General features: G+C 53.3%; 33 protein-coding genes and 1 pseudogene. 25 read left to right on the top strand and 9 right to left on the bottom strand.

Annotated elements, in window-relative coordinates; translation table 11 throughout:
- Positions 1 to 77: 77 nt before the first annotated feature.
- Positions 78 to 362, top strand: a complete 285-nt coding sequence (locus ACQCSZ_RS06135; protein ID WP_427007176.1) for a hypothetical protein — start codon at positions 78 to 80, stop codon at positions 360 to 362.
- A 362-nt stretch (positions 363 to 724) separates the two neighbouring features.
- On the opposite strand, the gene ACQCSZ_RS06130 is transcribed toward ACQCSZ_RS06135, so the two are convergent.
- From ACQCSZ_RS06130 to ACQCSZ_RS06120, 3 genes are read right to left on the bottom strand one after another with little or no spacing between them, the layout of a single operon-like run.
- A complete protein-coding gene (locus ACQCSZ_RS06130) occupies positions 725 to 1,570 on the bottom strand; it encodes an AAA family ATPase (protein ID WP_427007175.1) in 846 nt (281 codons plus the stop codon).
- Positions 1,563 to 2,606, bottom strand: coding sequence for a T4 RnlA family RNA ligase (locus ACQCSZ_RS06125; RefSeq protein ID WP_427007174.1), 1,044 nt, complete (start codon positions 2,604 to 2,606; stop codon positions 1,563 to 1,565). The genes ACQCSZ_RS06130 and ACQCSZ_RS06125 overlap by 8 nt, the downstream gene beginning before the upstream one ends.
- Positions 2,590 to 3,291, bottom strand: coding sequence for a DNA polymerase beta superfamily protein (locus ACQCSZ_RS06120; protein ID WP_427007173.1), 702 nt, complete (start codon positions 3,289 to 3,291; stop codon positions 2,590 to 2,592). The genes ACQCSZ_RS06125 and ACQCSZ_RS06120 overlap by 17 nt, the downstream gene beginning before the upstream one ends.
- A gap of 1,463 nt (positions 3,292 to 4,754) precedes the next feature.
- On the opposite strand from ACQCSZ_RS06120, the gene ACQCSZ_RS06115 reads away from it, so the two are divergent.
- Positions 4,755 to 5,186, top strand: coding sequence for a hypothetical protein (locus tag ACQCSZ_RS06115; RefSeq protein WP_427007172.1), 432 nt, complete (start codon positions 4,755 to 4,757; stop codon positions 5,184 to 5,186).
- A gap of 1,630 nt (positions 5,187 to 6,816) precedes the next feature.
- On the opposite strand, the gene ACQCSZ_RS06110 is transcribed toward ACQCSZ_RS06115, so the two are convergent.
- The 3 genes from ACQCSZ_RS06110 to ACQCSZ_RS06100 all read right to left on the bottom strand — a co-directional run bounded on the left by ACQCSZ_RS06110 (position 6,817) and on the right by ACQCSZ_RS06100 (position 8,666).
- Entirely contained in the window at positions 6,817 to 7,263 is a 447-nt protein-coding gene (locus ACQCSZ_RS06110) for a YopX family protein (protein WP_427007171.1), read from the bottom strand.
- Entirely contained in the window at positions 7,260 to 7,448 is a 189-nt protein-coding gene (locus tag ACQCSZ_RS06105) for a hypothetical protein (RefSeq protein ID WP_427007170.1), read from the bottom strand. The genes ACQCSZ_RS06110 and ACQCSZ_RS06105 overlap by 4 nt, the downstream gene beginning before the upstream one ends.
- A gap of 504 nt (positions 7,449 to 7,952) precedes the next feature.
- The gene (locus ACQCSZ_RS06100) at positions 7,953 to 8,666 is read right to left on the bottom strand and encodes a replication-relaxation family protein (protein WP_427007169.1); all 714 of its coding nucleotides are present in this window, start codon (positions 8,664 to 8,666) and stop codon (positions 7,953 to 7,955) included.
- A gap of 230 nt (positions 8,667 to 8,896) precedes the next feature.
- On the opposite strand from ACQCSZ_RS06100, the gene ACQCSZ_RS06095 reads away from it, so the two are divergent.
- From ACQCSZ_RS06095 to ACQCSZ_RS05995, 21 genes are all read left to right on the top strand, one after another.
- Positions 8,897 to 9,502 carry an HNH endonuclease gene (locus ACQCSZ_RS06095; protein WP_427007168.1) on the top strand — a complete coding sequence of 202 codons (606 nt, stop codon included), beginning with the start codon at positions 8,897 to 8,899 and terminating at the stop codon, positions 9,500 to 9,502.
- A 161-nt stretch (positions 9,503 to 9,663) separates the two neighbouring features.
- Positions 9,664 to 9,906, top strand: a complete 243-nt coding sequence (locus ACQCSZ_RS06090) for a hypothetical protein (protein WP_427007167.1) — start codon at positions 9,664 to 9,666, stop codon at positions 9,904 to 9,906.
- The gene (locus ACQCSZ_RS06085) at positions 9,893 to 10,786 is read left to right on the top strand and encodes an ERF family protein (RefSeq protein WP_427007166.1); all 894 of its coding nucleotides are present in this window, start codon (positions 9,893 to 9,895) and stop codon (positions 10,784 to 10,786) included. The genes ACQCSZ_RS06090 and ACQCSZ_RS06085 overlap by 14 nt, the downstream gene beginning before the upstream one ends.
- Positions 10,783 to 11,094: a hypothetical protein gene (locus tag ACQCSZ_RS06080; RefSeq protein WP_427007165.1), complete on the top strand. Its 312-nt coding sequence runs from the start codon at positions 10,783 to 10,785 to the stop codon at positions 11,092 to 11,094. The genes ACQCSZ_RS06085 and ACQCSZ_RS06080 overlap by 4 nt, the downstream gene beginning before the upstream one ends.
- Positions 11,063 to 11,491: a hypothetical protein gene (locus tag ACQCSZ_RS06075; protein ID WP_427007164.1), complete on the top strand. Its 429-nt coding sequence runs from the start codon at positions 11,063 to 11,065 to the stop codon at positions 11,489 to 11,491. Before ACQCSZ_RS06080 ends, ACQCSZ_RS06075 begins: the two co-directional genes overlap by 32 nt.
- Complete coding sequence (locus tag ACQCSZ_RS06070) at positions 11,492 to 11,731, top strand: general stress protein (RefSeq protein WP_427007163.1); 240 nt, start codon at positions 11,492 to 11,494, stop codon at positions 11,729 to 11,731.
- Between the two features lie 512 nt (positions 11,732 to 12,243).
- Positions 12,244 to 12,819 carry a hypothetical protein gene (locus ACQCSZ_RS06065; RefSeq protein WP_427007162.1) on the top strand — a complete coding sequence of 192 codons (576 nt, stop codon included), beginning with the start codon at positions 12,244 to 12,246 and terminating at the stop codon, positions 12,817 to 12,819.
- Positions 12,820 to 13,248: 429 nt separating this feature from the next.
- Positions 13,249 to 13,491, top strand: a complete 243-nt coding sequence (locus ACQCSZ_RS06060) for a helix-turn-helix domain-containing protein (RefSeq protein WP_427007161.1) — start codon at positions 13,249 to 13,251, stop codon at positions 13,489 to 13,491.
- Positions 13,488 to 13,787: a hypothetical protein gene (locus ACQCSZ_RS06055; RefSeq protein WP_427007160.1), complete on the top strand. Its 300-nt coding sequence runs from the start codon at positions 13,488 to 13,490 to the stop codon at positions 13,785 to 13,787. Before ACQCSZ_RS06060 ends, ACQCSZ_RS06055 begins: the two co-directional genes overlap by 4 nt.
- Positions 13,780 to 14,037: a hypothetical protein gene (locus ACQCSZ_RS06050; protein ID WP_427007159.1), complete on the top strand. Its 258-nt coding sequence runs from the start codon at positions 13,780 to 13,782 to the stop codon at positions 14,035 to 14,037. Before ACQCSZ_RS06055 ends, ACQCSZ_RS06050 begins: the two co-directional genes overlap by 8 nt.
- On the top strand, positions 14,034 to 14,426 hold the full coding sequence (locus tag ACQCSZ_RS06045; RefSeq protein WP_427007158.1) for a hypothetical protein: 393 nt from the start codon (positions 14,034 to 14,036) through the stop codon (positions 14,424 to 14,426). The genes ACQCSZ_RS06050 and ACQCSZ_RS06045 overlap by 4 nt, the downstream gene beginning before the upstream one ends.
- On the top strand, positions 14,426 to 15,250 hold the full coding sequence (locus tag ACQCSZ_RS06040) for a hypothetical protein (protein WP_427007157.1): 825 nt from the start codon (positions 14,426 to 14,428) through the stop codon (positions 15,248 to 15,250). Before ACQCSZ_RS06045 ends, ACQCSZ_RS06040 begins: the two co-directional genes overlap by 1 nt.
- Positions 15,243 to 15,383, top strand: coding sequence for a hypothetical protein (locus tag ACQCSZ_RS06035; RefSeq protein WP_427007156.1), 141 nt, complete (start codon positions 15,243 to 15,245; stop codon positions 15,381 to 15,383). Before ACQCSZ_RS06040 ends, ACQCSZ_RS06035 begins: the two co-directional genes overlap by 8 nt.
- On the top strand, positions 15,380 to 15,607 hold the full coding sequence (locus ACQCSZ_RS06030) for a hypothetical protein (protein WP_427007155.1): 228 nt from the start codon (positions 15,380 to 15,382) through the stop codon (positions 15,605 to 15,607). The genes ACQCSZ_RS06035 and ACQCSZ_RS06030 overlap by 4 nt, the downstream gene beginning before the upstream one ends.
- A gap of 138 nt (positions 15,608 to 15,745) precedes the next feature.
- Positions 15,746 to 16,099, top strand: a complete 354-nt coding sequence (locus tag ACQCSZ_RS06025) for a hypothetical protein (protein ID WP_427007154.1) — start codon at positions 15,746 to 15,748, stop codon at positions 16,097 to 16,099.
- Positions 16,092 to 16,265 (top strand): hypothetical protein, encoded by a 174-nt coding sequence (locus ACQCSZ_RS06020; protein WP_427007153.1) that lies wholly within the window; start codon positions 16,092 to 16,094, stop codon positions 16,263 to 16,265. The genes ACQCSZ_RS06025 and ACQCSZ_RS06020 overlap by 8 nt, the downstream gene beginning before the upstream one ends.
- Positions 16,252 to 16,563 (top strand): hypothetical protein, encoded by a 312-nt coding sequence (locus ACQCSZ_RS06015; protein WP_427007152.1) that lies wholly within the window; start codon positions 16,252 to 16,254, stop codon positions 16,561 to 16,563. The genes ACQCSZ_RS06020 and ACQCSZ_RS06015 overlap by 14 nt, the downstream gene beginning before the upstream one ends.
- A complete protein-coding gene (locus ACQCSZ_RS06010; protein WP_427007151.1) occupies positions 16,560 to 16,826 on the top strand; it encodes a hypothetical protein in 267 nt (88 codons plus the stop codon). Before ACQCSZ_RS06015 ends, ACQCSZ_RS06010 begins: the two co-directional genes overlap by 4 nt.
- 443 nt (positions 16,827 to 17,269) lie before the next feature.
- Positions 17,270 to 17,806: a putative PDDEXK endonuclease gene (locus tag ACQCSZ_RS06005; RefSeq protein ID WP_427007150.1), complete on the top strand. Its 537-nt coding sequence runs from the start codon at positions 17,270 to 17,272 to the stop codon at positions 17,804 to 17,806.
- An 819-nt stretch (positions 17,807 to 18,625) separates the two neighbouring features.
- Positions 18,626 to 19,135, top strand: coding sequence for a DUF3846 domain-containing protein (locus ACQCSZ_RS06000; RefSeq protein WP_427008262.1), 510 nt, complete (start codon positions 18,626 to 18,628; stop codon positions 19,133 to 19,135).
- Complete coding sequence (locus tag ACQCSZ_RS05995) at positions 19,128 to 19,601, top strand: hypothetical protein (RefSeq protein ID WP_427007149.1); 474 nt, start codon at positions 19,128 to 19,130, stop codon at positions 19,599 to 19,601. The genes ACQCSZ_RS06000 and ACQCSZ_RS05995 overlap by 8 nt, the downstream gene beginning before the upstream one ends.
- Before the next feature lie 148 nt (positions 19,602 to 19,749).
- Here the strand turns inward: ACQCSZ_RS05995 and ACQCSZ_RS05990 are convergent, their stop codons facing one another.
- A complete protein-coding gene (locus tag ACQCSZ_RS05990; RefSeq protein ID WP_427007148.1) occupies positions 19,750 to 20,046 on the bottom strand; it encodes a hypothetical protein in 297 nt (98 codons plus the stop codon).
- 550 nt (positions 20,047 to 20,596) lie between these two features.
- On the opposite strand from ACQCSZ_RS05990, the gene ACQCSZ_RS05985 reads away from it, so the two are divergent.
- Together ACQCSZ_RS05985 and ACQCSZ_RS05980 are read left to right on the top strand one after the other, a co-directional pair.
- Positions 20,597 to 21,223, top strand: a complete 627-nt coding sequence (locus tag ACQCSZ_RS05985) for a hypothetical protein (protein ID WP_427007147.1) — start codon at positions 20,597 to 20,599, stop codon at positions 21,221 to 21,223.
- Between the two features lie 242 nt (positions 21,224 to 21,465).
- Positions 21,466 to 22,143 (top strand): TIGR02391 family protein, encoded by a 678-nt coding sequence (locus ACQCSZ_RS05980; RefSeq protein WP_427008261.1) that lies wholly within the window; start codon positions 21,466 to 21,468, stop codon positions 22,141 to 22,143.
- Positions 22,144 to 22,194: 51 nt separating this feature from the next.
- Here the strand turns inward: ACQCSZ_RS05980 and ACQCSZ_RS05975 are convergent.
- Both ACQCSZ_RS05975 and ACQCSZ_RS05970 read right to left on the bottom strand, forming a co-directional pair.
- Positions 22,195 to 23,139: pseudogene (locus tag ACQCSZ_RS05975) on the bottom strand (YifB family Mg chelatase-like AAA ATPase); the annotation flags it as partial.
- A complete protein-coding gene (locus tag ACQCSZ_RS05970; protein WP_427007146.1) occupies positions 23,140 to 23,496 on the bottom strand; it encodes a YraN family protein in 357 nt (118 codons plus the stop codon).
- Positions 23,497 to 23,567 lie beyond the last annotated feature (71 nt).

The raw sequence follows: 23,567 nt of genomic DNA, 5'->3' as shown, positions 1-23,567 counted from the left end.
ACCATAGGCTCTTGCATGGCTGACCTCACCCAGTGGAGTGAGGACTTGTATTCGAACGTATGTTCTATACTCGTGCTGTGATCAAGCACGGCTCTCCTGACGATGTGGAACGCATGATGGCCAGGATGGACGCTGAAGAGAGCCGGCCAATCGACGATCCGGCTCCCATCAACGACTTCCCGAAGTACGGTCGCCCGCTTGTGAAGGTGGGCGAGTTGTACGGCAAGGCGGTGGCCTGGACGCCGCACTACGGCCTGATCGAATGGCTGGATGTCTCTGGCAAGTACCACATCGGCTGGGCGCACTCATCGAGTATCAAGCGAGTGACGCCGGATGAGTGGAAGGGCAGCAGCAGCCTCTAAAAAAGACGAGTGCTCTCGCATAGCACTCGTCTGGTTGCCGCTACTTAAGCCCGCAGCTCAGGATTCTCGTAGTTGTCCTGCTCCTCTGCTTCGCTTCCAGTCTTTGATCATCTCTTTGATGACATCTTCGTCGCTCATGCTCTGAAGAACATCCCTCTTCAGAGGTGCTTTCGTTTCGACGTGTTCTATGTATGGGTGATCAGCAAGCCAATCTTCGTTGTATTGTCCGCAGTTGTACCACTTCAGTTGACAATAGACGCACTTTTCAACCAGCGTTGTGTGCTCACCATCATGACAAGTCGGGCAGTCGCACGGAGCTTCACAATATGATCGAATAAAGACACGATTTCCTGCACTCACAATTAGAAGTCCCCCGGCGCTACTTGGAAGCACTTGAGCCCGAGTTCATCGCGCCACATATCAACGACTTGGTTGCGGTCATCGAGCACTAGGCGTACGTTGTACTGGCCCTTGATGTGCTGCTCGTAAAGCTCGCGTTTGACGATGCTGTCCTTGCGTACGTCGCCAGCTGGGCGCATCAGCAGAAGGTCATAGGTGATGCCGTTGTCGGCAAGCCACTGTTCGGTATCGGCTCGGAACTCGTCTGAACGGCCAGAGCAGATGATTCGCTTGCCGCCCTCGACGGACAGGCGAGCGAATGCCCAATGGACCAAGTCGTCCTTCTCGTCATCGAGATACTTGGAAGTATCGTAAGGGCCACGGTTGACCATGTGCGCCAAAGTGCCGTCGATGTCGCAGATAACTGCACCTGGTAGCGACGAGTCGTGTTCGATGACGTCAGGCGCGGGCTTCAGGAACTCGTTATACATCTTGCGGATGACCGCTTCCCCGACACTGTTTGATCGAGCCAAGTCACGTTTGATGCACTCGTCTAAGGGAGTGTCGAAGTACTTCGTCTCAAAGCTCGCTTTGTTGTCCTGAGCGATGGTCTTGAGCGTGACCTCGTGCGAAGGCGCGAAGTTGGTGTCATCAACAACGACGTTTTTGCCTTCAGTGAGTGCGGATCTGATGATGTGGTCACGCAGTTTGAGGACAAACTTCTCGTTGCCCTTGCTCCACTTGCTAGCGTTGAGCATGGCGCGAAGATCGTCTTTGTTCGTTCGCACCCAACCTTGGCTGGCTAACTCCTTGGCAAAAGTACTTTTGCCGCTTGCCGGGAGCCCTTTGAGCATGAGTAATTTAGGCATTGATCACCTCCTTCCTTGGTTTGACGGACTTCCAGATCGCCTGGTCAACCGACTTGCCGTTTCGGAGCATGAAGATCATGCCTTTGTGCTTGAAGTCAGGACTCAGCCCTAGTTCCTTGTCTGAGAGATCGATGGCTCTTTCCGCTTCGAGGCGGATCTCGTTATCCAGCTCCGCAAAGTCGTCTTTGAACTCGGCCGCTGTATTGTCGAGCCACCGTTGGAACTCTTCTGGCATGCTCTCGAAGTCAAGACTGTCGCCGTTGCTCAGAGCTTCCCAGACGCGCTTAGGGGTGAAGTCAGTGACAATGCGGTGTAGTCGTAGGTACTCGCTGGTCTTGATCTTGATGCGGTAGCCGCCAAAGTTGGCGACGATGCCCTCAACCAACCGACCGTCGTTAAGGGAGGAGATGTCGTCGACTAGGGACTTACTCAGCTGTTTCACTCGGCTGAAGGCGTTGAACCGCTTCGTGTAGATGTCACGCTCTTTGCCGGTTTCGTTCTCAACGACAGCAAGAAGGACTAGTTCACGCCGGCTGCCGTAATCGATGACGATGCGGTTGTCAGGGTGAAGAAGTTCGAAAATGTAAGTCAGGCCTAGCTCAAAGTACTGCGCCATCTCTTGTTCGGAGATGATCTGCTTTGCCCATTTGGCCTGATCGCTGTTGAAGCTGCCCTTTGAAGTGACGACTAGACCGTGCTCTGGATCGTTGGCAACTTGGATCAGCGAGCCGTCGAGCTTGTCTTGGACTACTAGCGTCGTTGGGTCAATGTCTCGTGGCCGTTCGAGCAGTGCTTCCGGCTCATCCGAGTTGAAGAACTTCGGCAGACACTTGATGACACAGCGACTGTTGTTGTCCACGACGAGGCCACGGCACTGCCGCGTGACGTTGTTCCAGAGACGCTCGAACTGAGTGAACTCGTTGTAGACATAGATTGTCAGGGTGCCCGCATCATTGGTTTGGCTGCGGACAAGGCCCGCTTTGACGTACTCGTCTAACTTCGGCTTCTGTGGTGCGGTGTTATAAGTTCTTTCCACTCATTGGTACTCCTGTATAGCTTTTGTAAATAAATTGCTCGATCCACTCGGTGTCGGGCTTCATCTTGTGTTCTGTGGTTGCCCAGGCATGGCTTACCTCTGCCTGGAGGCGTGCGAAGCGTTCAGTACACTCCGGTAGGTACCTGTCATCCCAGCCGGCCTTCAGCTTTAGTAGGAACGCTTTGAGCTCGGGGTCCGTGATCTGGCAGGGGAACGTCCCAGTCTTGAGGAACTCGGCGCACTGCCAGAGGACGCGGCAGTAGGCGATCGCGAACTTGCTCGTGCGTCTTTGGTCCTTCACGCCTATGTCGTCGAAGAGCTCCATCTTGTTGAGCTGGTTCTGCGCGTACCCGCGGCTGGCCATGACGACTTTGTCTGTGTCGATGAAGCGGTGCCAGTTGGCACGGAGTTCATCAGCCACGGGGCTTGTCTCGATGATCTTGTTGCTAAAGAAGACTTCAAGGATCGTTGCGTTACCGTGGACAGCCTGCTTGCAGAAGTCCGCCAGTTCGTAGCTGGTGTTATCTTCGTCGCCCTCAATCCAGGTGGTGTTCTTGAGCGTCTTGAACGGGCTCAGTACGTCTTGAAGGTCGTGCATGTGGATGCCACGGTAGTCAAAGTCAGATTGTTCGTTATCCAGTCCGTGAAGTCGAGATCCGACCAGGACCTTAGTTAGTATCGTCATTCATGTGTTCCTCGGTGGCTTACCACCAGTTACCTACGACTTTATTATTGATCGGGACTCGTGCCAGCCAGTGTGCTTTGGCTGCTGCCCAGGTTCCGTACCTTGATGCCATGTACCGTTCCCAGTAGGCGTCCTGGCACGCGTAGTCTGTTTGCCAGTTGGGACAGTCAATGACCAGCTGCCCGTTGCAGTCCTGGCCGAGTCCCTTGCAACCGCCGCTGTTCTGAGCGTCCAGGCGGTTCGTACTTTCCTTGAAGTAGATGAAGGCCTTAGCGTCTGCTTCTGACTCGCTCGGTGCTGCTTGGATAGGTGCTGCGCTTACTTGCGCTATGACTGCTTCTGGAGCCGGCTGTGGCGTCTCTGCCACTTGGGCCGGCTCATTTACCGTCTTGATGTCTAGCGAACTACTGACGGCCTTTAGTTGCTTTGAGCTTTTGACACTACTTGCATGTCACTCACTACAGCCTGGCGAGCCGTTGCATGGATGTTGGTGTACAGGAACCAGTTCGCGATAGTGACGACGACTGCCGTAGCGAAGATCGTAAGCGCTACCGTGAGCCAAAACGTTGACGCATTGAACTTCTTAGATGAATCAACTTCTTGTGGTTTTACTGCTGCTTCTTTGCTTGTCATTGTGCTACTTACCCTGCTCACTTGGAGCGTTATTTGTTTTATGGCTTTGTAGGGCCAGTGCCAGATAGAGGGTGGGCTTCTATCCAGCACTCGCACTACAAACGGTTCATACGGTTACATGGCTGCTAGTAATAAATACTTGTCCGTATACAGTGATGAGTTCAGGTCATTGCAATTATTCCTGTTTGCGCCCTCTCTTCACCTACACCGTCATGTTGGGAGTGCTGATTCTTCGGGGCTTCACTAACCCAGCTTGTTGTCCTGTTTCCTAGAGTTCTTTACTACTAGCTGACTACATAAGGGCTGCGAAGGCCGCAGCTAAACCACCTTTATATCTGATACTTATGTAGCCATGTAACTGTACGAATTGTGAATGTTCTCAGTTCAACCGCTTCGACCGAACACCTCGACGCCATTTGAGTCTTACGTTTCGACTCGTGATCTGCATTGCACAGATTGGTGGGCTGGTTGCTCAGTAGGAGCGGTTGAATTGTTTATGTGCTAGTTCTTATTGAACTGCATGTATTTAAGCACGGACGCAAATAATAGTCAATAGTATTATTTGAACCTTAGCCTTAGTTATCCACAGTTACAGAGGTATCTATGTCTAAGTTTCATTGATACCAACGGTCTTCCGCTTTCAACGGCAAGGCTAGCGCTTCAGGGTAATGAACAAGCCGCCATACGTTTGGGCGTTTGTCCCAGGCACTACAGAGACGAGCTCATAGCCGGCAGCGCACCACTGATTGATGAGAGCCGACGCGTTTGGCACCTCCTGCATCCCTTTACTGGACGCAATGAAAGCGTCCAGCCGCTGGTAGCCTGTCGATGTGACCGAGCAGCTAGAAGAAACCAAAGAACGAGTGCGTCCCTGGCAGTGGCCTGGCGAGTGGGTAAGGGACGAGAAGTTCTGGCGAGACGTTACCGCTCGTGCAGCCTCGGGAGTCATCGTCGTGTTCGTCGGCTACTGGGCAGCCGTGTGGCTTGGATACATCCGCCAGCCGAACGCCTTGAAATCAGCCTTCGCGACCACCTATCTACTGGTCACGCTACTTACGATCTTCATCATCGTTGATCGGTACGCGTCTCTGAAAGCCAGCCGCAAGCTGGCCGAACGGATGAACAAGTGGCTCGCGCACTTGCTGTCTCTGCTCATTATGTCGGCCTTCATCGTTCTCGTCGTATTCACGGAGTACTTTGTCCTCTGGCTGATCTTCAGTTTCATCAAGACCGTCCTGGGGATAGACCAGGAACTGCTGTAGATCTCGCCACTGAAGCGGCCTTGTCATCATCACCCGGGCTGCCAACATCGTGGGACTCTAAGTACTCCCTTCTTTTACGACGTGAATCGCGGGGAGTTGATACTAAAGCATTCCCTGAGTGGGGTGCTGGTTGTTCGCTACATCAGGGTTTAGCTTCATTACTAACTCCCCTTTATAACTGGCTTGTATTTCTTACGGTTGTACTTGGAGTTTGCGACTAGTAGCTCACACATGCAATCGCCGTGGCGCTTCCAGTGTTTGCTTAGTAGTGTCATATCCTTCTTCAATCGCTTGTTCATAGGCTGATTATAAATGATTTGTCTGATTGAAGGTATGTGAGAGTAGTAAGCCTGACCTGATAGTTGATCGGCTCAAAAGCCTCACGCCGCCGCAGATTACTCTTTTGGCTGCCCTCCTACTACTCACAGCTACCTTCAAGTGTTATAGACAGATGGTGGAGGACGAGTTAGTTGCAACACTCGCACCACATTCCATACCTCAGAACAAATCCATGTACGAGATCCTACTCGCTAAAGTAGGTTTAGGAACGTGGTCCCTCTGGCATCACCAGAAAGACCCCCCTCAACTGTCTATAACTAGACTGCGAACCAAATTGTTAAGGTAGCTAGGTTGATATTCCTCTGCCCATCAGTGCAAAGCAAGCTTATACGATAGCCTAAAACGTTGAGCTGTTTTACTAGGCCATTTAGAGTCTGCCTAGAAGCCAACAGTCAGGGACTCCCGAGACCATATACAAGAAAAGCGCCCCTAGTGTAGGAGGCGCTTCAGCATTCACGTTCATCTCTAATTATACAGAGTTACAGTAATAAGCCAATACCCCCTACGGGTGATTCCAGGAGCAAGACTTACATCATGAACGTGAATGCTTGCTGTACCCCATTATGAGGCGTCGCGCTTTTAAGTCAACGGAAAAAGTGAACTATCTTACAAAATCGCCCTAGGCAAAAGGGTAGCTATAACTCATAATACGGGGCAATGGGCACTCCTACGCAAAAACCACTGTCACTATTCCGGACCATTCAAATACCAGTTCTTGTCATGCCTCGCCCTCAGTCAGCCATCCTGGCGGACCTCAAAGACAACGCAAAGAAAAGATTCTATCTGCCCCGCCAGAACGATTAGTGTTACACTCTAAGGCAGATTACTAGCTCACCACTCCCAGGCTTCTAATCTCGCACATTTTTAGAAGCGGCATCATTGCCGCGTAACTCCTCAACCAAAACAACACAACCACAAACTAAAAGCCGCCTATCTTGGGCGGCTTTACTTGTTGGGGTTGTACTAGCTGCCGATACACACGCCCAGGACGAACGCGCACATCACGACGGCGACGGCTATGTCTTGCTTGAGTTGAATGTCTAGTCGTCTTTGCGGCTTGTAGCGCTTAGGGCGGCTTACACGGCCTCGTGGCTTGTGTCTAAGGGGTTGGAGGTCGAGAGGACTTTCTATGATCTCGCCAGTCAGTGTGTCCGTCTTCCCATAAGGAGTGCAAATCATCATGGCGCGAACAAGATAAGGCCAATCATTCGATGTTGCCGCGGGCATCTCCTAGACCGGCAGTAATAGATCTCGCCCCAGAGTTCTCCTGCATGACGGCAAATAGGACAACTCATGCGACTACCTCAAGTAGTTCAGGGTTTTCGTAGATGTTGCCGATGACTTCCCAATAGCTCTGAATCTCGCTAGATAGTAGCCACGAGTAATCTTCGGGTAACTTCACCGTTCGGCGTTCATACGGATACTTTTCGTGGTTGCTGAGGACTTCTTCATAGTCATCCTTGCTGGCGAAGAAGCCACCGCCGAATGAACCTCGATGCCACTCCCACTTATCTGCGAACTGTACGATGTCCCCCTCATATATCTCCACACCGTTCTTGTCTTTGAGACCGGTGTACTGCATGAGCGGTGTCTGTTCGGGAAAAACTGTATTGGATGGACTCATAGATGCTGAGTCTTTTGCGTCAATGCCTTGAACGTAAAACGCGCCGAGCCATCCAGCCATCACGTTGTGTTCCATCTGCGAACCTGTCCACGCTCGGAACTTATGACCTCTCATTGCAATGATCCTTCAAGGAACTCTGCAAGTTTGACCTTTGCAAAGTCATACCCCTTGTCGTCGTGTAAGAGGATACGATCTTGTCTGTACTCCACTACCCAGATGTTGCCGTCATATGACCAGTAGTCAACCAACACTTGATAGTCATTCTTGATTTCTTGCAGTAGGCGCTTGATTGTCTTCATTGTGATTGATTCCTTGCTTATCTTTATACTTCTATTATGCGCCTTTCATTATAATAATCAATAGTATTATTGCTTTACGCCAGAGTATTCTTCACATCATAGTGTTGTGGATTAGCGAATAGCCTTTACTCTTTGTAAGTTGTGTATTATAACTAGTACTGAATGAAAGCAATCACTATAAAACCCGATCACTACACTAAGCAAATACAGAAACGTGGAGGGCGCGACTATGTACGAGAACTCGTCAGACAACGTGACGGGCGTATATGTCAGATGTGCGGCAAGGAGTGGGCTTTTGGTGAGCGTAGATTTGACGTGCATCACCTATACGAGTGCGGCAAGAAGTCAAAAAGCTACGACAATATAGGCGAGATACCGAATCTAATTACATACTGTCACAAGTGCCATATCAGGCTAGAGATAGTCAGAAAGAAGATCAGTTCGGGTACTGGGAACTTCAAACATACCCGTCAGGCCGCATCTCACCCTTATTATGGGCCGAAACTAAGACAGGAGTAGCCGCGGAAAACTATCCTGCCGTTGCACCCGGAATAGCGCCTTGGCTTCATCGGGACCGCTATTGATAATCCAGTTCAATTCCTTCAAGCGCTCGTCGTCAGGTACCAGGAACAAGATAACCGGAAAGACGGACATATCAGCCTCAGTAGCGTGCTGGTAAGCGTGCCAGTACCGAGCGAGCTTTTCCTTGAGTTGCTTCTGGCGTTCGGTGCCCATATCTGCTTCCACGAAAAGTGAGACATTCATACGCTTCTCGGGTAGCGATAGTTCAAGATGCATGTCAGGCCGCAAGTCAGCGCCGGCGATGGTGACCCAGCAATCAGGCTCAGTCGATAGGCCGATGACTTCTACTCTGTTAGCTCGCTCAAGTTTTGCGACTTCTACGTAGGCGTCAGCGATAGCGAGCGTGTGGTGGTTGATAGAACGGAAGGGCCAGTAGCGCGTCTGCTTGCGCATGAAGACCCATCCCTTAGAAGCAAGCTGGTAAACGTACGTCCCACTACCACCACCAGTCCCGCCCAGGCTCCTTCGTTCGATACGAGCTAGATACTTATCTCTTGTGAGTCTGGCTAGGACACGGTTGCTAGGCGTGGAGCTCGTATTGTCATGAAACACCAGGTCATTTATGTGGCGTGAAGTAAGCATGCCGAAGCGGCTAATATGCCTGATTATTTGGGCGTCGCGGGAGCTTACAATCATGTCGTCATGATACAGGGCATGAGTACGCGTGCCTAGTGGAACGTTTACGCAGGTCAGGGCCGTTTCAGGTGCCAGCGACGAACACAGCACTGCAATAGCGGCTGCAACACCATTTTTACATATCATTTTTAGCTGAAATAGTCCATAATAATTGGCACAATAAAAGCCCCGATTGCGGCGGGGCTATGCACACACTATAACGCATAGCCTCATCATCGGAAAGGAGGTCCATGCCAATAACACTAAAATGCGAAAACTGTGAGCAAGCCTATGCCGAGAAGGCCAGCAGAGCACAGAGATCGAAATACTGCTCCGTGGCTTGTAAGAGTGCCGCGCAGCGAAAGCCCAGGCCGTCACTGCAGCAACCGCTGGATCACCTACACGTTCCCGTGCTGAATGCTAACCACTTATGTCTTGATCTGAAGGATGCGATGCTATCAACGTACCCATGGTATTCAAATAACGGATACGCAGTGAGCCGAATATACGGAAAGCTGGTTTTCGTTCACATCGTCATCATTCGCCGGATGTTAGGGCGTGACTTGTGCCCTGGCGAGTTTGTAGACCATATAGACGGCAACAGGCTCAATAACCGTAGGGGCAACCTTAGAGTAGCCACTCGGTCGCAGAACAGCTACAACAGGCCAAAGCGTCGCCACTCTGCTAGCGCACATAAAGGCGTTTTCAAGTCCGGTAGGAACTGGCATGTCCAAATAAACGCCGAAGGAAATAGGTTCTGCCTTGGGAGCTTCCACGATGAACTAGAAGCAGCCTATATGTATGACCAGTGGGCGCTGCAACTTCACGGGGAGTATGCGCGTCTCAACGTGCTGTAGTTATCCACAGGCGAGCAAAAATAGTATTGACTATTTATTGCAAATCCTCCATAGTAATGCCCAGTGAAAGCAAGCCAACAATTTACTAGGGCTTATGCGATTAGCTGATAGACAGACAACTTATAACAAAGGGGTAAGTAGCACTATAAAGGATTCACTCAATGACCAAACCAATCACGTTCAAACAGCCACCGAAAGTTAAAGGACAGGCACAGGTGCAGATGCAGCTCGCCGTCGACAGTTTCGACAAGCAGATCGTCAAGACGTTCGCAGCGGAACAATCGCAGACGGCGGGGATCAAGGTCTCTATGGGCAACGTCCTGATGACAGCCTTCTACCAGCAGTGGCCTGAGCTACGTAAAAAGAAAAGACAACTAGAAAGAGAGGCGCATGCCCGAAAGTAATCCCGATACAACTCCCCCATCAACCACGATGGAAATACCCGCTGACATCGCAAAAGCACTCGTTGCCCTCCAGGCGGAAGTACAAGGCCTTGGTAAGACCGCGAAGAACGATCACTTCAAGAACACCTACGCACCTTTAGATGAAGTCATGGATGCAGCGCTCCCCCTCCTCACGAAGAACAAGCTGTCACTGATGCAGTGGCCTATTACCGTGGGAACCGAGCACTTCCTGCACAGCGTCCTCCTTCACGAATCCGGGGCCTCTATGCAGAGCGACGTCAAACTGCTCCTTGTGAAGCAAGATCCTCAGGGACTCGGCTCAGCGCTGACGTACACACGCCGGCAGACGGTCATGGCCATCCTGGGACTCTCCGCTAAGGACGAAGATGACGACGGCAATAAGGCCAGCAACCACCTTCCTCCCCCTACTCAGGAACACCTAGACGAGATAGCTGCTATTTGTAAGCTCCTCAAGTTCCCTGATGAAGAGGTGGAGAAGAAGCTCCGCGGTATGCGCACCGACGACCAAGCAGTTTTGGCTCTCAATGACCTGGACAAGATCATGTCAGGCCGAGCCGCCGCTATTAGGGCACGTCAGGCCACAGAGCGCGCGCAGACCATTCCCGTTGATGATTCACCCGTCCTTTCTATAGAAGCGCTGACAAAGCGTCTGGAAGCTCTCAATCTCAAAGACAACGCCACTATAAGACTGTTCATCAAAGTGCAGACAGGTAAACCGCTCATCGGCGCATGTAAGCCAGACGACCTGGCAAAGCTCGACGCAGCGATTTCACGAGTCGAGAGCGGAGAAGAAAAGTTGCCAGCCGACTTCTATGGACCATCAATCGACGGCCAGATCGTCCAGGAGCCAGTAGCGTGACGCCGCGTGAACGGGCACAGGAAACCCTCTACCTCATCACTCGACAACTCAGCACGGAGCGCCTTCGGCAAATAGCCGACGCGTTACCAGCAGATGTCGAGGCGGCGGCAGAGAAGTTCGCCCTTGAGTTCCTACCAGGCGTCGCGCAGCAGTTCATCCAAGAGATGATCGCCACAGATGTCAGTGTCCCGTATGAGCTCTACGCCATCGCTAAGGGACGAGAGCTGGCAGAAAATGAAACAACTAAAGAGGTGACCACCTCGGAGAATAGACTGAATGTCCAAACGAACACGACTAACAAAAACTAAGTTCCATGCGATCAACCGCGATCTTAGAATTCACGACAGAGTGAAAGACGTCGCCGCAGTCCAAGGTGTCAGCGAAGAGACCGTCCGCGCTGTCAAACGAGCCAAGACATGGCCACGCTTCGAAGCCATGAAGGAGCTGAAGAATGAGCAGCGCCGCCCGACAGTTGCACCTAAACCGATCCAGGGCGTTGCAGTACAACAGAGCCTCGGCACTGACGTCGCTGCCCTCGATGAGATCACTCGTGCACCAGAGAACCAGATTCGTCCGCTCCCTTCGACGGCGAGCAAAGACGTCACGATCAAGGAGTGGGAAGACCTCAACCGCAAGTTGGGCGACCTATATAGCCTTCTCGGGGAACGCAAAGGGCTTTTTAGCAGCTTATGGGGACGCAAGTAGATGTCGGGCACGGTAGCCGGTGGGCGAAAAGCCGCCGCAAAGAATCTAGCTCAAGATCCAAACTTCTATGCCAAGATCGGCGCCATCGGTGGAGCGAACGGCAACACAGGAGGCTTCGCAGCCAACCCAGACCTAGCTCGCATTGCCGGAGCCAAAGGTGGGCGTAAGAGCCGACGAAAGAAGGCAACGCAAGAAGAAGTCACCGTCACGTTCGATGTGATGGATGAGGCTACAGCGTAATGATAGTCATCTGGATACTTACAGCCATCCTACAAGCCGTTCATTTCCTACCAGCAGTGGAACTGTGGCACTGGTTCGGTGAGAACGTAGTAATAACGATCCTGCTACTCATTTTCTTGGCGTAGAACCGCACCTAGACATCACCAGGACGCACACAGTGCCGACAGACAAAGACCAGCGAACCTAGATTATCGTCCTGCTTCAGCTCACGGATTGAGCAAGGCCAGGCGGACCACTTCTCGCATCGAAAGCAGTAGTGGTCATCCAAGCCGCTGGCAACCATCCAGGCAACGACTCGACGCCGAAGACGATCACCGGACATAGCGGGAGCACGCTGCGGACGAGGACCGAGAAACTTATTCACGGTTTTCTGTATCGCTCGCTCCCCCACCATGAGTCCAAGCTCTTCGACAATCTCAGCAGCAGTCTTGCCGGCTTCGGCTAGAGCAAGGACTTCATCGAGATCGTAGTGGCGTCTTGGCATATATAAGACTAAGTATAAAGGAGCATTGATGTTAATAAGTAAGAATCATTTAAGAACAAGATGGACGGCGAGCAAAGATAATACCCGGCCCGTCCTCACTACCATACAACTAAGAACTGAAGGTGATGAGGTCGTGGCTGCTGCAACGGACGGATACATATTGTCCGAAGTTCGGGAACACACCCCCTCTGCTGAAGACTTCCCTGATCTGACGGAACACGTCGCTGTTAGTGAGGCACGAGCTTTAGCAACTACAGCAGCGGCCGTATCTTCAGCGCTGAAGAAGAACAAGTACCTACCTATCCTGAACTATGCACTTGTGGATAGCGGCGGAATAACGGTTACTAACCTCGAACAGACGCAACAGTTCAAAGATGCTCCAGTCGAAGGTAACTACCCCGACTATCAGGAACTCATTCCTGCTGCCGATCAAGCGAAGGCTGTGGTAACCATCAATCCTGCCTACTTGGAGAAGCTGCTAAAGGTCTTCAAGGGCGAAAGCTCGATGACCTTGGAGATTCATGGTCCGCTGAAACCAGTTGTCCTGCGATCAGGCCATAGCGAACTTACAATCACGGGCGTAGTGATGCCACTCAAGAGCTAGCCATAGTTCGCGATAGTGTGCTCCGTCGAACAGTGATTGTGCGCCACATCTTTACAGGGGTCAGACTTCAAAAGCTAGCCAGAACATAGAACTCAGAAAGTCAAGACCCCTAAAAGTAGGGACAAACGCACCAGAATATTGCGTAGTAGTACTACTGGACAACATTCAGGGTACGTCCGTCAAAAACGAACTTAGCCGCACAAAACGGTGAGTTATCCACAGTTCGCCGTTCATGCCGCCTGCCGGACAACTAATAGACGTTAGTGATTTACAACCAGCAGGCGGCATGGGTTACGACCCAATCAAGTAAGGACGGTTAGCCGTCAAGGAACAACAGAATATGGCACAACTTATTACCTCGATCATCGCTTTAAGCTTGTCGATGTTCGTGCTTGGATACAACATTGGACACCACTCTGGGAGCCAACAATGATCCTCCTGGATCTACTGAAACCGGCTTCTAAAGAGACGCAGACTGCACGCATCCTGAAGCTACTCAAAACTAACGGCAGCGCCACCAACACACAGCTGAACCGCATCTGCTTCCGCTTCTCAGCCAGGATTCACGATCTTAGATCCGAAGGCTGGGACATACTCTCAGTCCGCGAGAAGGACGGCCTATGGCGCTTCGTCCTCAAGGGCCACCGCGATGACGCGAAGGAGGTGTTATGAGTGAGCACTTCCACGCTAAGTACCCACTTGGCAGGGGCCGTGACGCCGCACTGAAGCGGGAGGTGGCCGGTATTGATAGCTACTACGAGCTGGATGAAATCCAACTGGTCCGCCGCTACGACGAGTTCCACACCTTAGAACAACAGCCACTCCTAGACGATCAGCGTCAGCTGGTGGACTTCGTTATCAAAGCTCTGCTTACCCGCATTGAGTACAAGATCAGCCCCAGTTTCCGTCATCAGCTAGAGGAAGAGGCACAGCAAACTAACCATCAACAGGAACACATCAATGGGTGAAATTATTCAAATGCACAATCGTGAACAACAAGAACCAACGCCGTCACTATCGCTAGAGCTACGCCTAGAGGCCCGCAAGCTGGATGACTACGGTGACATCGGCCCTGTCGATCTCATGGCCAAGGCTGAGTACTACATCGAGCTAGAGCAGACAGAACTCACCCCAGGGCAGCGCAAGGATGTGGAGAGCATCTTGAACTACGTTCTGAGTGAGATGGAAATCCGCGATGGCGAGGGTGTGCGGTTATGAACGTGGCATCCCTGGAACTTTGTAAGGAGCTGTATGAGCTGAGTGGATGGGGTATGGAAGTACCGCCAGCGGCTTATCGCTTCTGGTACTGGATCGAAGCTCACGGAGAGTACAACCTAGACGATGGCGACCTGATGAGTGAGGATCACCCACCGTTTCCCGCCTACGACCTCGGCTATCTGCTGCGGAAGCTGCCGAAATTAGTAGATGGTGCAGGGTTACTTATGCAGTTCGACGGCTCTGATGATGACGGTTGGTGCATCTATTACGAGGAACAGCCCGTGAAGTACAAGGCCTTTTACTTCGACGCCGCCGAAGACGCCGCCGCTTCTCTAGCCGTCCAACTCTTCAAGCAAGGCATCCTCACGCGGGAGGCAAAAGCAGCCTAATGCCTCCCTTCGAAAGACGAGGCAGTAAGGCAGAGCAGCCACCAATCGAGGTCGATTGGCCGAAGGTGATGGAAGACCTGCTCAACATCCCTGGCGAACAGCTCGCCGCCTACTCACGCTTCCGCCGTCAGCTCTCACTAGGTAACCAAGCCTTGCTGATGTCACAGGGACTACTAGAGCCATTTAACACTTACCGAGGATGGGGTGAGCTGGGGAGACAGGTGAAGCGCGGCGCTAAGGCCAAAGCTATCCTGCGTCCGATCCAGGTGAAGAACCACAACGCCAAAAGCGAAGATGACCCAGAGACCTTCACCAAGTTCAAGCTTGTCCACAGTGAGTTCGGCGTCTCTGACACTGAAGGCGACGATCTACCTGAGTATGAACCGCTGGACGATTGGCGCATTGAGACAGCCCTTGGCCGGCTCGCCATCACGGAGGTTCCGTACCAGAGCTTAGACGGCAACTCCCAGGGCCATAGCTTCGGACGGAACATAGCGATCAACCCGCTTGCCGCCTATCCGTTCAAGACCAGGCTGCACGAGATTGCCCACGTCGAGCTGGGACACACGACTAAGGATGAACAGCCGGAAGACGTCCCCCACGCCAGAGGACACAAAGAGTTCGAGGCAGAGGCCACGGCTGTCTTCACCATCAAGAAGATCGGCGCATCGGCTCTGACCCTCATGAACGAATCAGCCAGCCGCAATTACGTCCAAGGGTGGCTGAAAGACGAGAAACCAACTGACCGCTCCATCCAACGAGTGTTCAGCACATCAGACCGCATATATAAGGCAGGACTGCCAGAGGAGGTGACCAGTGAATAACCCAAGAACAACAACCATCATCATCGCGGGAGTAGCGATCATCGTCGGCCTGACAGTGACACCGCTGGCCCTGGTCGTCGGACTACCGCTGGCAGTGGCGTACTGGTACTTCTACGGGAGACGCGACGTATGAACGAGCAAGCACCACGCAACAACCTTGAATCTCAGATCGCAGAAAAGTTTGCACACCTGTCAGATGCAGATCTCATCCGACGCATGAACGCCGCACCTGACTTTGGCTACGACGACGAAGCTGTTGAGCTGAACCGCCGCTTAGAGGCCGTGGGGCTCACGTGGCGATGGTCAAGCAAGAACCAAGTGCTGATCTTTGACCCGGAGCAGGAGGGCCAACGATGAGGCGCAAACCCCTGCGGCTGACCAAGGCGTATGACGAGTACACCATCAAGACAGGAACAGCAGGGTTTGTCGTCCTACTCAAGAACGGCAAGCGTATCCAGCCAAAGAATTACGAACTAACGATAAGAAGGAGGAAGCATGACCACCCCAACCAATAGCCCAACAGAGCAAAGTGCAAAAAATGCACATTCTAATTCACTCGAATTCGAGGCAATTAAAACCAATAGCCCAGAGGATGAACTGGAAGCGAAAGTACTGAGCATTATGGAGCATGTACAGCGCAGCCTCGCGCCAGAAGCAGGTATGGAGCTGGTAATGACTCTCATTCAATCCGAACGCCAACAAGCCGACACGCTGGCGTTACGAGAAAAAGAGCTTGAGATTTTGCGCCGTGTCACTGCGTATTCAAATGCAATGCACAAGGAATATATGAGCCAACTTGAAGCGGCTATCGTCCAGCTTACATCTAAGGAGGAAAAGGAAGATGAGTAATCCACTAAAGCAGCTGGAAGAATTTGATACAGTCGATGAGTTAAACGCATGGTTATCAGCAAGAGTCAACGACAAGTATGAAACCGAGATACTAGTATTACCTCAAGGCCAATATGGTTGCCACTATGCGGTTATCTACTGGGAGTTACCCAATGCAAAAGCCTAGCCACACCGCGCCACAAGACCTGGACCATGCTGTACGCCTGTTCAAGCGATACATAGAGGGAAATAGCAACTTTGATGAACTTGATTTCAAGGAATATCTCGTCGATGTTCTCATCGAGCAGGAAGCCTCTCTTCGTGAACAGGCTGTAAGACTGAATGAAGTAAAGCATCGTGCAGACGACGCACTAGAGCGAATGTGGCGACTAGATAGAGAATATGCAGCCGTATACGTTAAGGAGCAATCAGAGATATACGTCACCAAGCGTCAAGCCATAAAAGAAGGTGAGAAATCAAGATGAGCGAACGACTAACCAACTACGAAGCACCAGAGCACTTTGAATCCATGCGCGACTTCTTCTCCTACGTCACCTTTGCCACGAAGGAAGAGAAGCAAGAGGCCCTACGCCTCGCGGAGGCGGCACTCCTGGACGATCCTGACGTGTACCTGGTCGATGCGACTGGCAGCATCCGCAAGCTCAGTGAGATGACGGAGCCACTCCCCTACAGCCGCATCCAGAGCATCGGGAGCGAGGAAGGTGCGGTCTACCTATACGTCGATTAATCCCCTTGATTATTCGGACAAATCGTTCATAATGTCGAGGCAGAGGATGAACACATTAGAATCCACGAAAATTTACTTCGAGTATCAAGAGTCGATCGAACAGCATGAAGCCGTAAGAGCTCGCATCAAGAGCAGGCGGCGTGCGAAGAAGACTCAATAGATAGGTTGCCCGTCTAAGTTCGCTTAGGACCACCGTGTTAGACCGAGTACCAATTCTGCTGGTACGGCAACCTTACCCTCGCACCTTCCATCATCAACGGACACACAAGGGAACAAATCTAAATCTGAAAGGATTCGTTTTTGTTAACAACTACCCCTTGGGTGGCCGTAGCTCATCTCTACTGCCGGTGCGGTTACTGGTGGCAGCTTAAGAATCCCCAGCATGTCCTAGCGGCATCAACCCAACGGAGAGAGCAACAGAATTTATTTTAAGGAGGTGATGCGTGAGTGTCTCAAGTGAAAAAGGAAAGAGCCTAGAAAACGAGGTAGCCAAGATCCTCAAGAAGAAACTTGGCGCACGAGTATCAAGGGACAAGCGTAGCGGCGCAGGATCGCATCAGAAGATGGACCTGAACGACTACTTCCAGGACACTCCCTTAGACATCGAGTGCAAGAACCACGCCGTTATCAAGATCCGGGAGTGGTGGAAGCAAACGATTGCAGGTGCAAGCTTCAGTCGCGTGCCAACGCTCGTGTTCCAGGCGGACAACGAAGTCCTCGCCACACTGCGCTTCAGCGACCTTGTAGACCTCATTGCAGAGACGCAGCAGCACCGCACGGAGATCAAGCGCCTCAAAGAACCTGTGCTCATGACAGGGGCAGGAGAGGTCGTTTCACCGTCCGACATCAAGGCCGGCCCATCTCGCAACCAGTGGAGCGAGTGCCGTGGCGGCAACATGGTGAGCCCTGGCGAGAAGAAGTGTCTGGTGAAGACATGCGCCTTCTGCTCAAACAAGAAAGTGAAGAAGGTAAAAAAGTAAGCCCGAATCGTCCATGATCCCCTGGAGAGCCTGCAACTTTGCAGGCTCTCCTTATTGATATTCAAAGTTCAAAACCGCGAACTCACCGTGCAGTTGTATCGCAAGCTGATCGTAGAGATTCGCACCTTCTTCAGCAGAGTCCACATAGAACTTCAAGTGCAAAGGATCTTGCCTTATCTGCACTACGTATCTTTGGCTGTTTCTGATCCTGACGACCCCCCGAAATCCTAGTCGGTTTTCTCGCCCGTTAGATACCCTATTAACCAATTGCTGCTGTTGCGTAGCCCACCGACAGTTTGAGGGCTCGTAGTCACCGCTTCCTTCGATTCGGTCGATAGTGGAGGAAGGAGAAGGACACGCACCCATATCTTCAACGAAGTTGGCCGGGCTATCGAGCCATCTTTGACATACCCTGACTCCTTTACCTCCATACCAAGCGTATTCGCGCCGGTTCTTGTTGTAGCATCTTTCCTTCATACCGTTCAATATTCGGTACTCACGAGTTGTAGATAGCCCATGGTTAGGTACGTTGGCCGAGCCTAGAGGGTCGCCTGTACGGTAGTAAGAACTACAGTGCTTCGCACACCACGTCTTTGCTTTTTGTGATTTCTCGCAACCTTCGATAGTGCAAACCATAAATCTCCTTTCCTGCTTGGAGATCATGCTTTATAATTAAGTCATGATAATCCTGTTGCCGCAGGGTTATTTTTATTTGTATTGCTATTATGGCATTTTTCTGTATAAATTAATACGTCATTCCATCGTGACTGTGAATGTGTAGCCAAATGTGGCTGCACTAAACACCCACGATTGAAGGATGTGATTAGTGTGATTCACGCTATACAAATTCCAGCAGAGGAAGAACGTCCGCTCTACAAGGTTGCTATCGAGAACCTCGAAGGCATGCAAGCAGCAGTTGGCGGCTACATCGAGTTCGTTGACCTTGACACTTTCAATGCGTCGATGGTCGTCAACGAGGAAGGCAAGCTTGAGAAACGGCCTATCAACCGCCGCGCCACCCTGATGTTCTGGCTGCTGTATCCCAAGATGAGCAACCGGGATGCAATTGTCGGGGATGTCCTCATCGTTGGACACCCTGACAAGAACGGCAACACGACCGATGCGCCGGGTGAAGTAGTTGAGCTGCTGTTTGATACGCCTTCATTCAAGGTGGAGTTCCAGACGCTCGACGAGCCCAACGTATTCAACGGCAACATGCGACGCTTCGAGGACTATTTTGAAGCAGCCAACTACGCGCTCTTGAAGGCACGGGCCTGGCTGGCGGTCGAACGTACTCGTGTCGTTCCGGTGGTTGATTCCGATGCCTAAGGGGATCTTGATTCCTGCGGACAACGAGCGACCACTTGAGGTGAAGGACTTCATTGATCTCAAGGAAAACCTTGGCGGCGAGGTTGAACGCTTCGCACTGAACCGGCCTGATGCTTCGCTGTTCCAAAGTGAGAGCGCTCCGTATCTTGAACTGCCGACTAACCGACGAGCAACGCTGGTTCTTTGGTGCCACGCGACGTCTCTGAGGGGCAAGCAAGTAGTCCAGGGTGATTCAGTTCTCCTAGGGACACTTACGGACCAGGGAGAGCCACAGGACGCTGCTCTTTGGTACGTCGCTGTCCTGCTAGAGGCCGAGCGCTTTAGGGTGCATGCACAGCGGCTTGAGGACATGCTTTGGCGTGAACATGACCGGGTGTTTGATGACTGGCAGCAGGCATACACCTCGATACTGCTGCATGCCGAGCGTAACGCGATGATAGCCAATGTCCGGGTCATCCCTGCTTAGGATCGTGGGATCAGCCTCAGTTGAAAGACTGGGGCTTTTCTCTTGGCAAAATTAAAAGACCCGCACCTCAGAGATTTTACTCAATCTGAGATGCGGGCCGCTTTTAGATGAAAGGATCACGTTCCTTTCTGTTTCGGCGGATAAGTGGCTAATCGCCGTTCGGCTTGAAGCCGTTGCGACGACCGCGGATGTTGTCTGCGACTGCCAGTACTTCAGGAGTCACAACCTTGTCGAAGTCGGCCTTGCTGACGATGAACTCTTCAGTTTTCCCGTCAGGGTGGCGCAGTTCGATCTCCACGACGTTGTTCATGCGCTTCAGACCTTCAAGCTCTTCAGCCATTGCGTCGAAGAGCTTGCCGAGCCCACGGACAACCACAGTTACAACCTGGTCATCATCGAGAACCTTGCCGCTGATGTCCGAAGTGCGGATATTTTTGTATCCCACTTGTGACCACCTACTCTCTAATGTGCGAGCTGCCGAACTATTCGACTGCTTCTGCGCCGCATTATGAAGGAATGCTATTTATTGTCAATGGGTAGTTTGGTAAAATAGATTCACGAATGAATTTCAGCCTCGTGAAATACCTAAAGAAATCGACCCAATCAAGCGGGGTTTCTTTACGACTCACTGATGCGAGTGCCTTAGCTCAAGTTGCCGACCTGCTGGGCAAGCAGAAGTAGAACGACCCTGTCAAGCCGTGTAGGTCCCAGACTCGTGTCGTAGGCCCCATACCACATGCTTCCGACAACACGAACTCGTGTGTGTTCTCCTACGGATAACTGGCTCAACCTCTCTAGAGCAGATCTTGAGGGAGCAGTTTCTGTGGATAAATCTTGACACCAGGGCGGACACCGCGCGGCCATGTATGACTGAACCCCTAGAACAAGGCATTCTTGTACGACACGCAGGTTGGTGGAGCGAGTTGCTCGTGTCGCGTTCTCGTGTAAGACTTGAATTTCAAGATATTCTTACGAGGCCGAATAAGGAGGGCTAGATGATCAACTGGGCAGACGTTCAGGTCGAAACCGACAAGGCGCTGACGTCAGTGCGACAGCAGATTGCGTTCTATCAGCAGCGCATCGCGGAGTTGAACGCGGAATCAAGCAAGCTCTCCGCCGCCTTGGAAGTCGCCCAGAACATGCAGGAGTCGGGGTACGTCAACCGACTCGTATCCCCACAGACGGTTGAACCCAGCACGCCCGTCCCGAGCGTTCCCCAGCAGAAGCAGGATCTTCAGACTCCTGCCGCCTTCACGCTCGACTCGCCCAGAGTGGAGGAATTCAAGACCAAGTGGCAGACGAGCATCCATGCTCTTGCGGAACTACCCGAACTGCCGCCCGCGATTGGAATCACTCGCCAACCAGGCAAGACCAACACTTCTTACCGGGTTGCCCAATTGCTGCGCGAAGCCGGTCATGAACTGGAGATCAACGACATCATTGCCGAGTTCGAGAGGCGCAATTGGATTGATCCAAGTTGGGCGCGACCGAAGGAAGCCATCACCATCGCAGCGCGGCGATCGGAACAGTATGGATGGGCTGTTAGGAAGGGCAAGCACACCTTTGCCTTCAGTCCAGAGAGCCACGATCACAGACGAGAAGCGTCTGAGACAAATGGATAAGGAGGAAGGAGTTGAGGACCTTGGCTAAGCGCAAGCGCCGCCGTAAAAGTCTGTAGGTGCCCACCTAGACGTTCATTGCAAAGAACGGTGAGCACCCACATCCACAGACCCCGGACTGCTAGCGCTGGAACGCTGTAGTTCGCAGTCGCCGCAAGGGCGACAGGGGCTGGGTAGTTCTTATATTACCCAGCCCCATCCCAAATCGAACAATCACAAGGAGAATTGTGAGTTTTTTGCGGACTATGGGGGGTTCCCATGGGACAAAGCAGGTAGTAATCGTGAGCAAGCCGGGCACAGCTGAGGAGGAACGTAAGACGGTAACCGCGATGATCCAGAGCGGGTCTGGGTTCTTCGAAGTGACGACACCTATATATGACGGTGACCTGGTCGAGATTGCAGACCCACGCGGCGGCACTGACGTTCGGATGGCTGCGCAGGTAAAGGTCAACGACTTTGGCCCCTCGAACCTGCAGCACACACAGGTGAAGTGGGGCAAGGCTCCTGTACAGCGGATTGCACCCGTACGCAGGCTTACGTTTGAAAACCTCCATTCAGACGTCCAGAAGGCCGCTGGAGACCTTTTTGCAGACGGTCACATGGCATCGGCCGTAAGTGAGGCGTTCAAGTCTCTGGAGGTCCGTGTACGGCTTCTCTCAGGGCTTGACCAGTCAGGCTCCACTCTTATGTCGACGGCTTTCTCTTCCAAGTCCCCCATTCTTGATGTCGCCACAGAGGACGGCAGGAGCGGCCAGGATGAACGCGAGGGATTCATGGCGCTCTTCAGGGGTGCAATGATCGGCATCCGTAATCCGAAGGCTCACGAGCTGTTCAGGGAAGAAGACCCGCAGCAGGCGCTGGAGTACCTGGCGTTCGCAAGCCTTCTCCACCGCCGAATTGATCTCACCGAGTCGTCTAACTGATTGACACCCCACGGTGCGTTGACCATGCACCGTGGGGTGTCCTAGAGTTGACGCCTCGTCCAGGAACAGCACCCCGCGGTGGGCCCGGGATGCGGCACCCGGCCGCGGCAGCCCGGACCCGCCGCCGATGATGGCGGCCGAGGTGGCCGTGTGGTGCGGGTTCTCGTAGGGCGGCCGGCGCAGCAACCGCACGGAGGCCGTGGTCAGGGAACACAGCGAATGGATGGCGGTCACTTCCATGGCCTCGGTGTCGCCCAGGTCCGGCAGGAGCCCTGGCAGCCGCTCGGCCAGCATCGTCTTGCCCGCTCCGGGCGGACCCGTCAGCAACAGGTGGTGGGCGCCGGCGGCCGCAACTTCCAGGGCGCGCCGGGCCTCGGCCTGGCCGGAGACATCGCACATGTCCGGCGGCTGGAGGGGACCGGCATCCGCTTCGGCGGCGCCGTCCGCCTCGTCGGGCCCGGGTTCAAAGTCCAGCGCCAGATCCTGGGGATCGGCGCCGAAGTCGAAGGCGAGCCGGGCCAGCGTGGCGTAGCCCTGGACCCGGGCGCCGGGCACGAGGCTTGCCTCCGCCGCGTTGCCCCGGGCCACCACCACGTCCGGGTAGCCGGACCGGACTGCTGCCATGACCGCAGGGAGGATGCCGCGCACCGGGCGCAGCCTGCCGTCCAGGCCGAGCTCGGCGATGAAGACTGTCCGCCCGGTGGAGCGGATGTCGTTCGAGGCCAGCAGCACCGCCATGGCGATGCCGAGGTCAAAGCCCGAGCCGCGTTTGGGCAGCGACGCTGGAATGAGATTGGCCGTGATCTTCCTGCGGCTGAGCGGGATGCCCGAGTTCTGGGCCGCGGAGCGGATCCGTTCCTTGGCCTCGTTGAGCGAGGCATCCGGCAGACCCAGGATCACGAATGCCGGCAGCGTCTGGCCGATGTCCGCCTCGACCTCGACGATGTAGCCGTTGAGCCCCACCAGGGCCACGGAGTACGTCCGCCCCAGGGCCACCTACCCCACCCCCTTGAGGTGTTCGAGGACGGGGGCCGCGGTGCCGTCGTCGAGCACGGCAACCACGTCCACCCGGCGCAGCGGCGTCCGCGGTTCATACCCGCGGCACCACGCCGCCGCCAGGCGGTGCAGCCTGGCCAGTTTCTCCGCACCCACCGCTTCGAACGGATGCCCGTAGTCGAGGGATTTCCTGGTCTTCACCTCCACCACAACCAGCGCGTCGCCGTCGAGCGCGACGATGTCAATTTCACCCTCGGGACAGCGCCAGTTGCGGTCCAGGATCCGCATGCCGCGGGCTTCAAGGTAGCCGGCAGCGAGTTCCTCCCCGCGGCGGCCCAGCACATCCTTAGCTCTCATGACACCAGCCTGCGGCGGCACGGACGGGCCGCACAGGGCCTCAGCGGGCTATGTGGGAAACTCAGGGCCCG

The organism is Pseudarthrobacter sp. H2, from assembly GCF_050157045.1.
Classification (GTDB): domain Bacteria; phylum Actinomycetota; class Actinomycetes; order Actinomycetales; family Micrococcaceae; genus Arthrobacter.
This window is presented reverse-complemented; position numbering and strand designations above follow the sequence as displayed.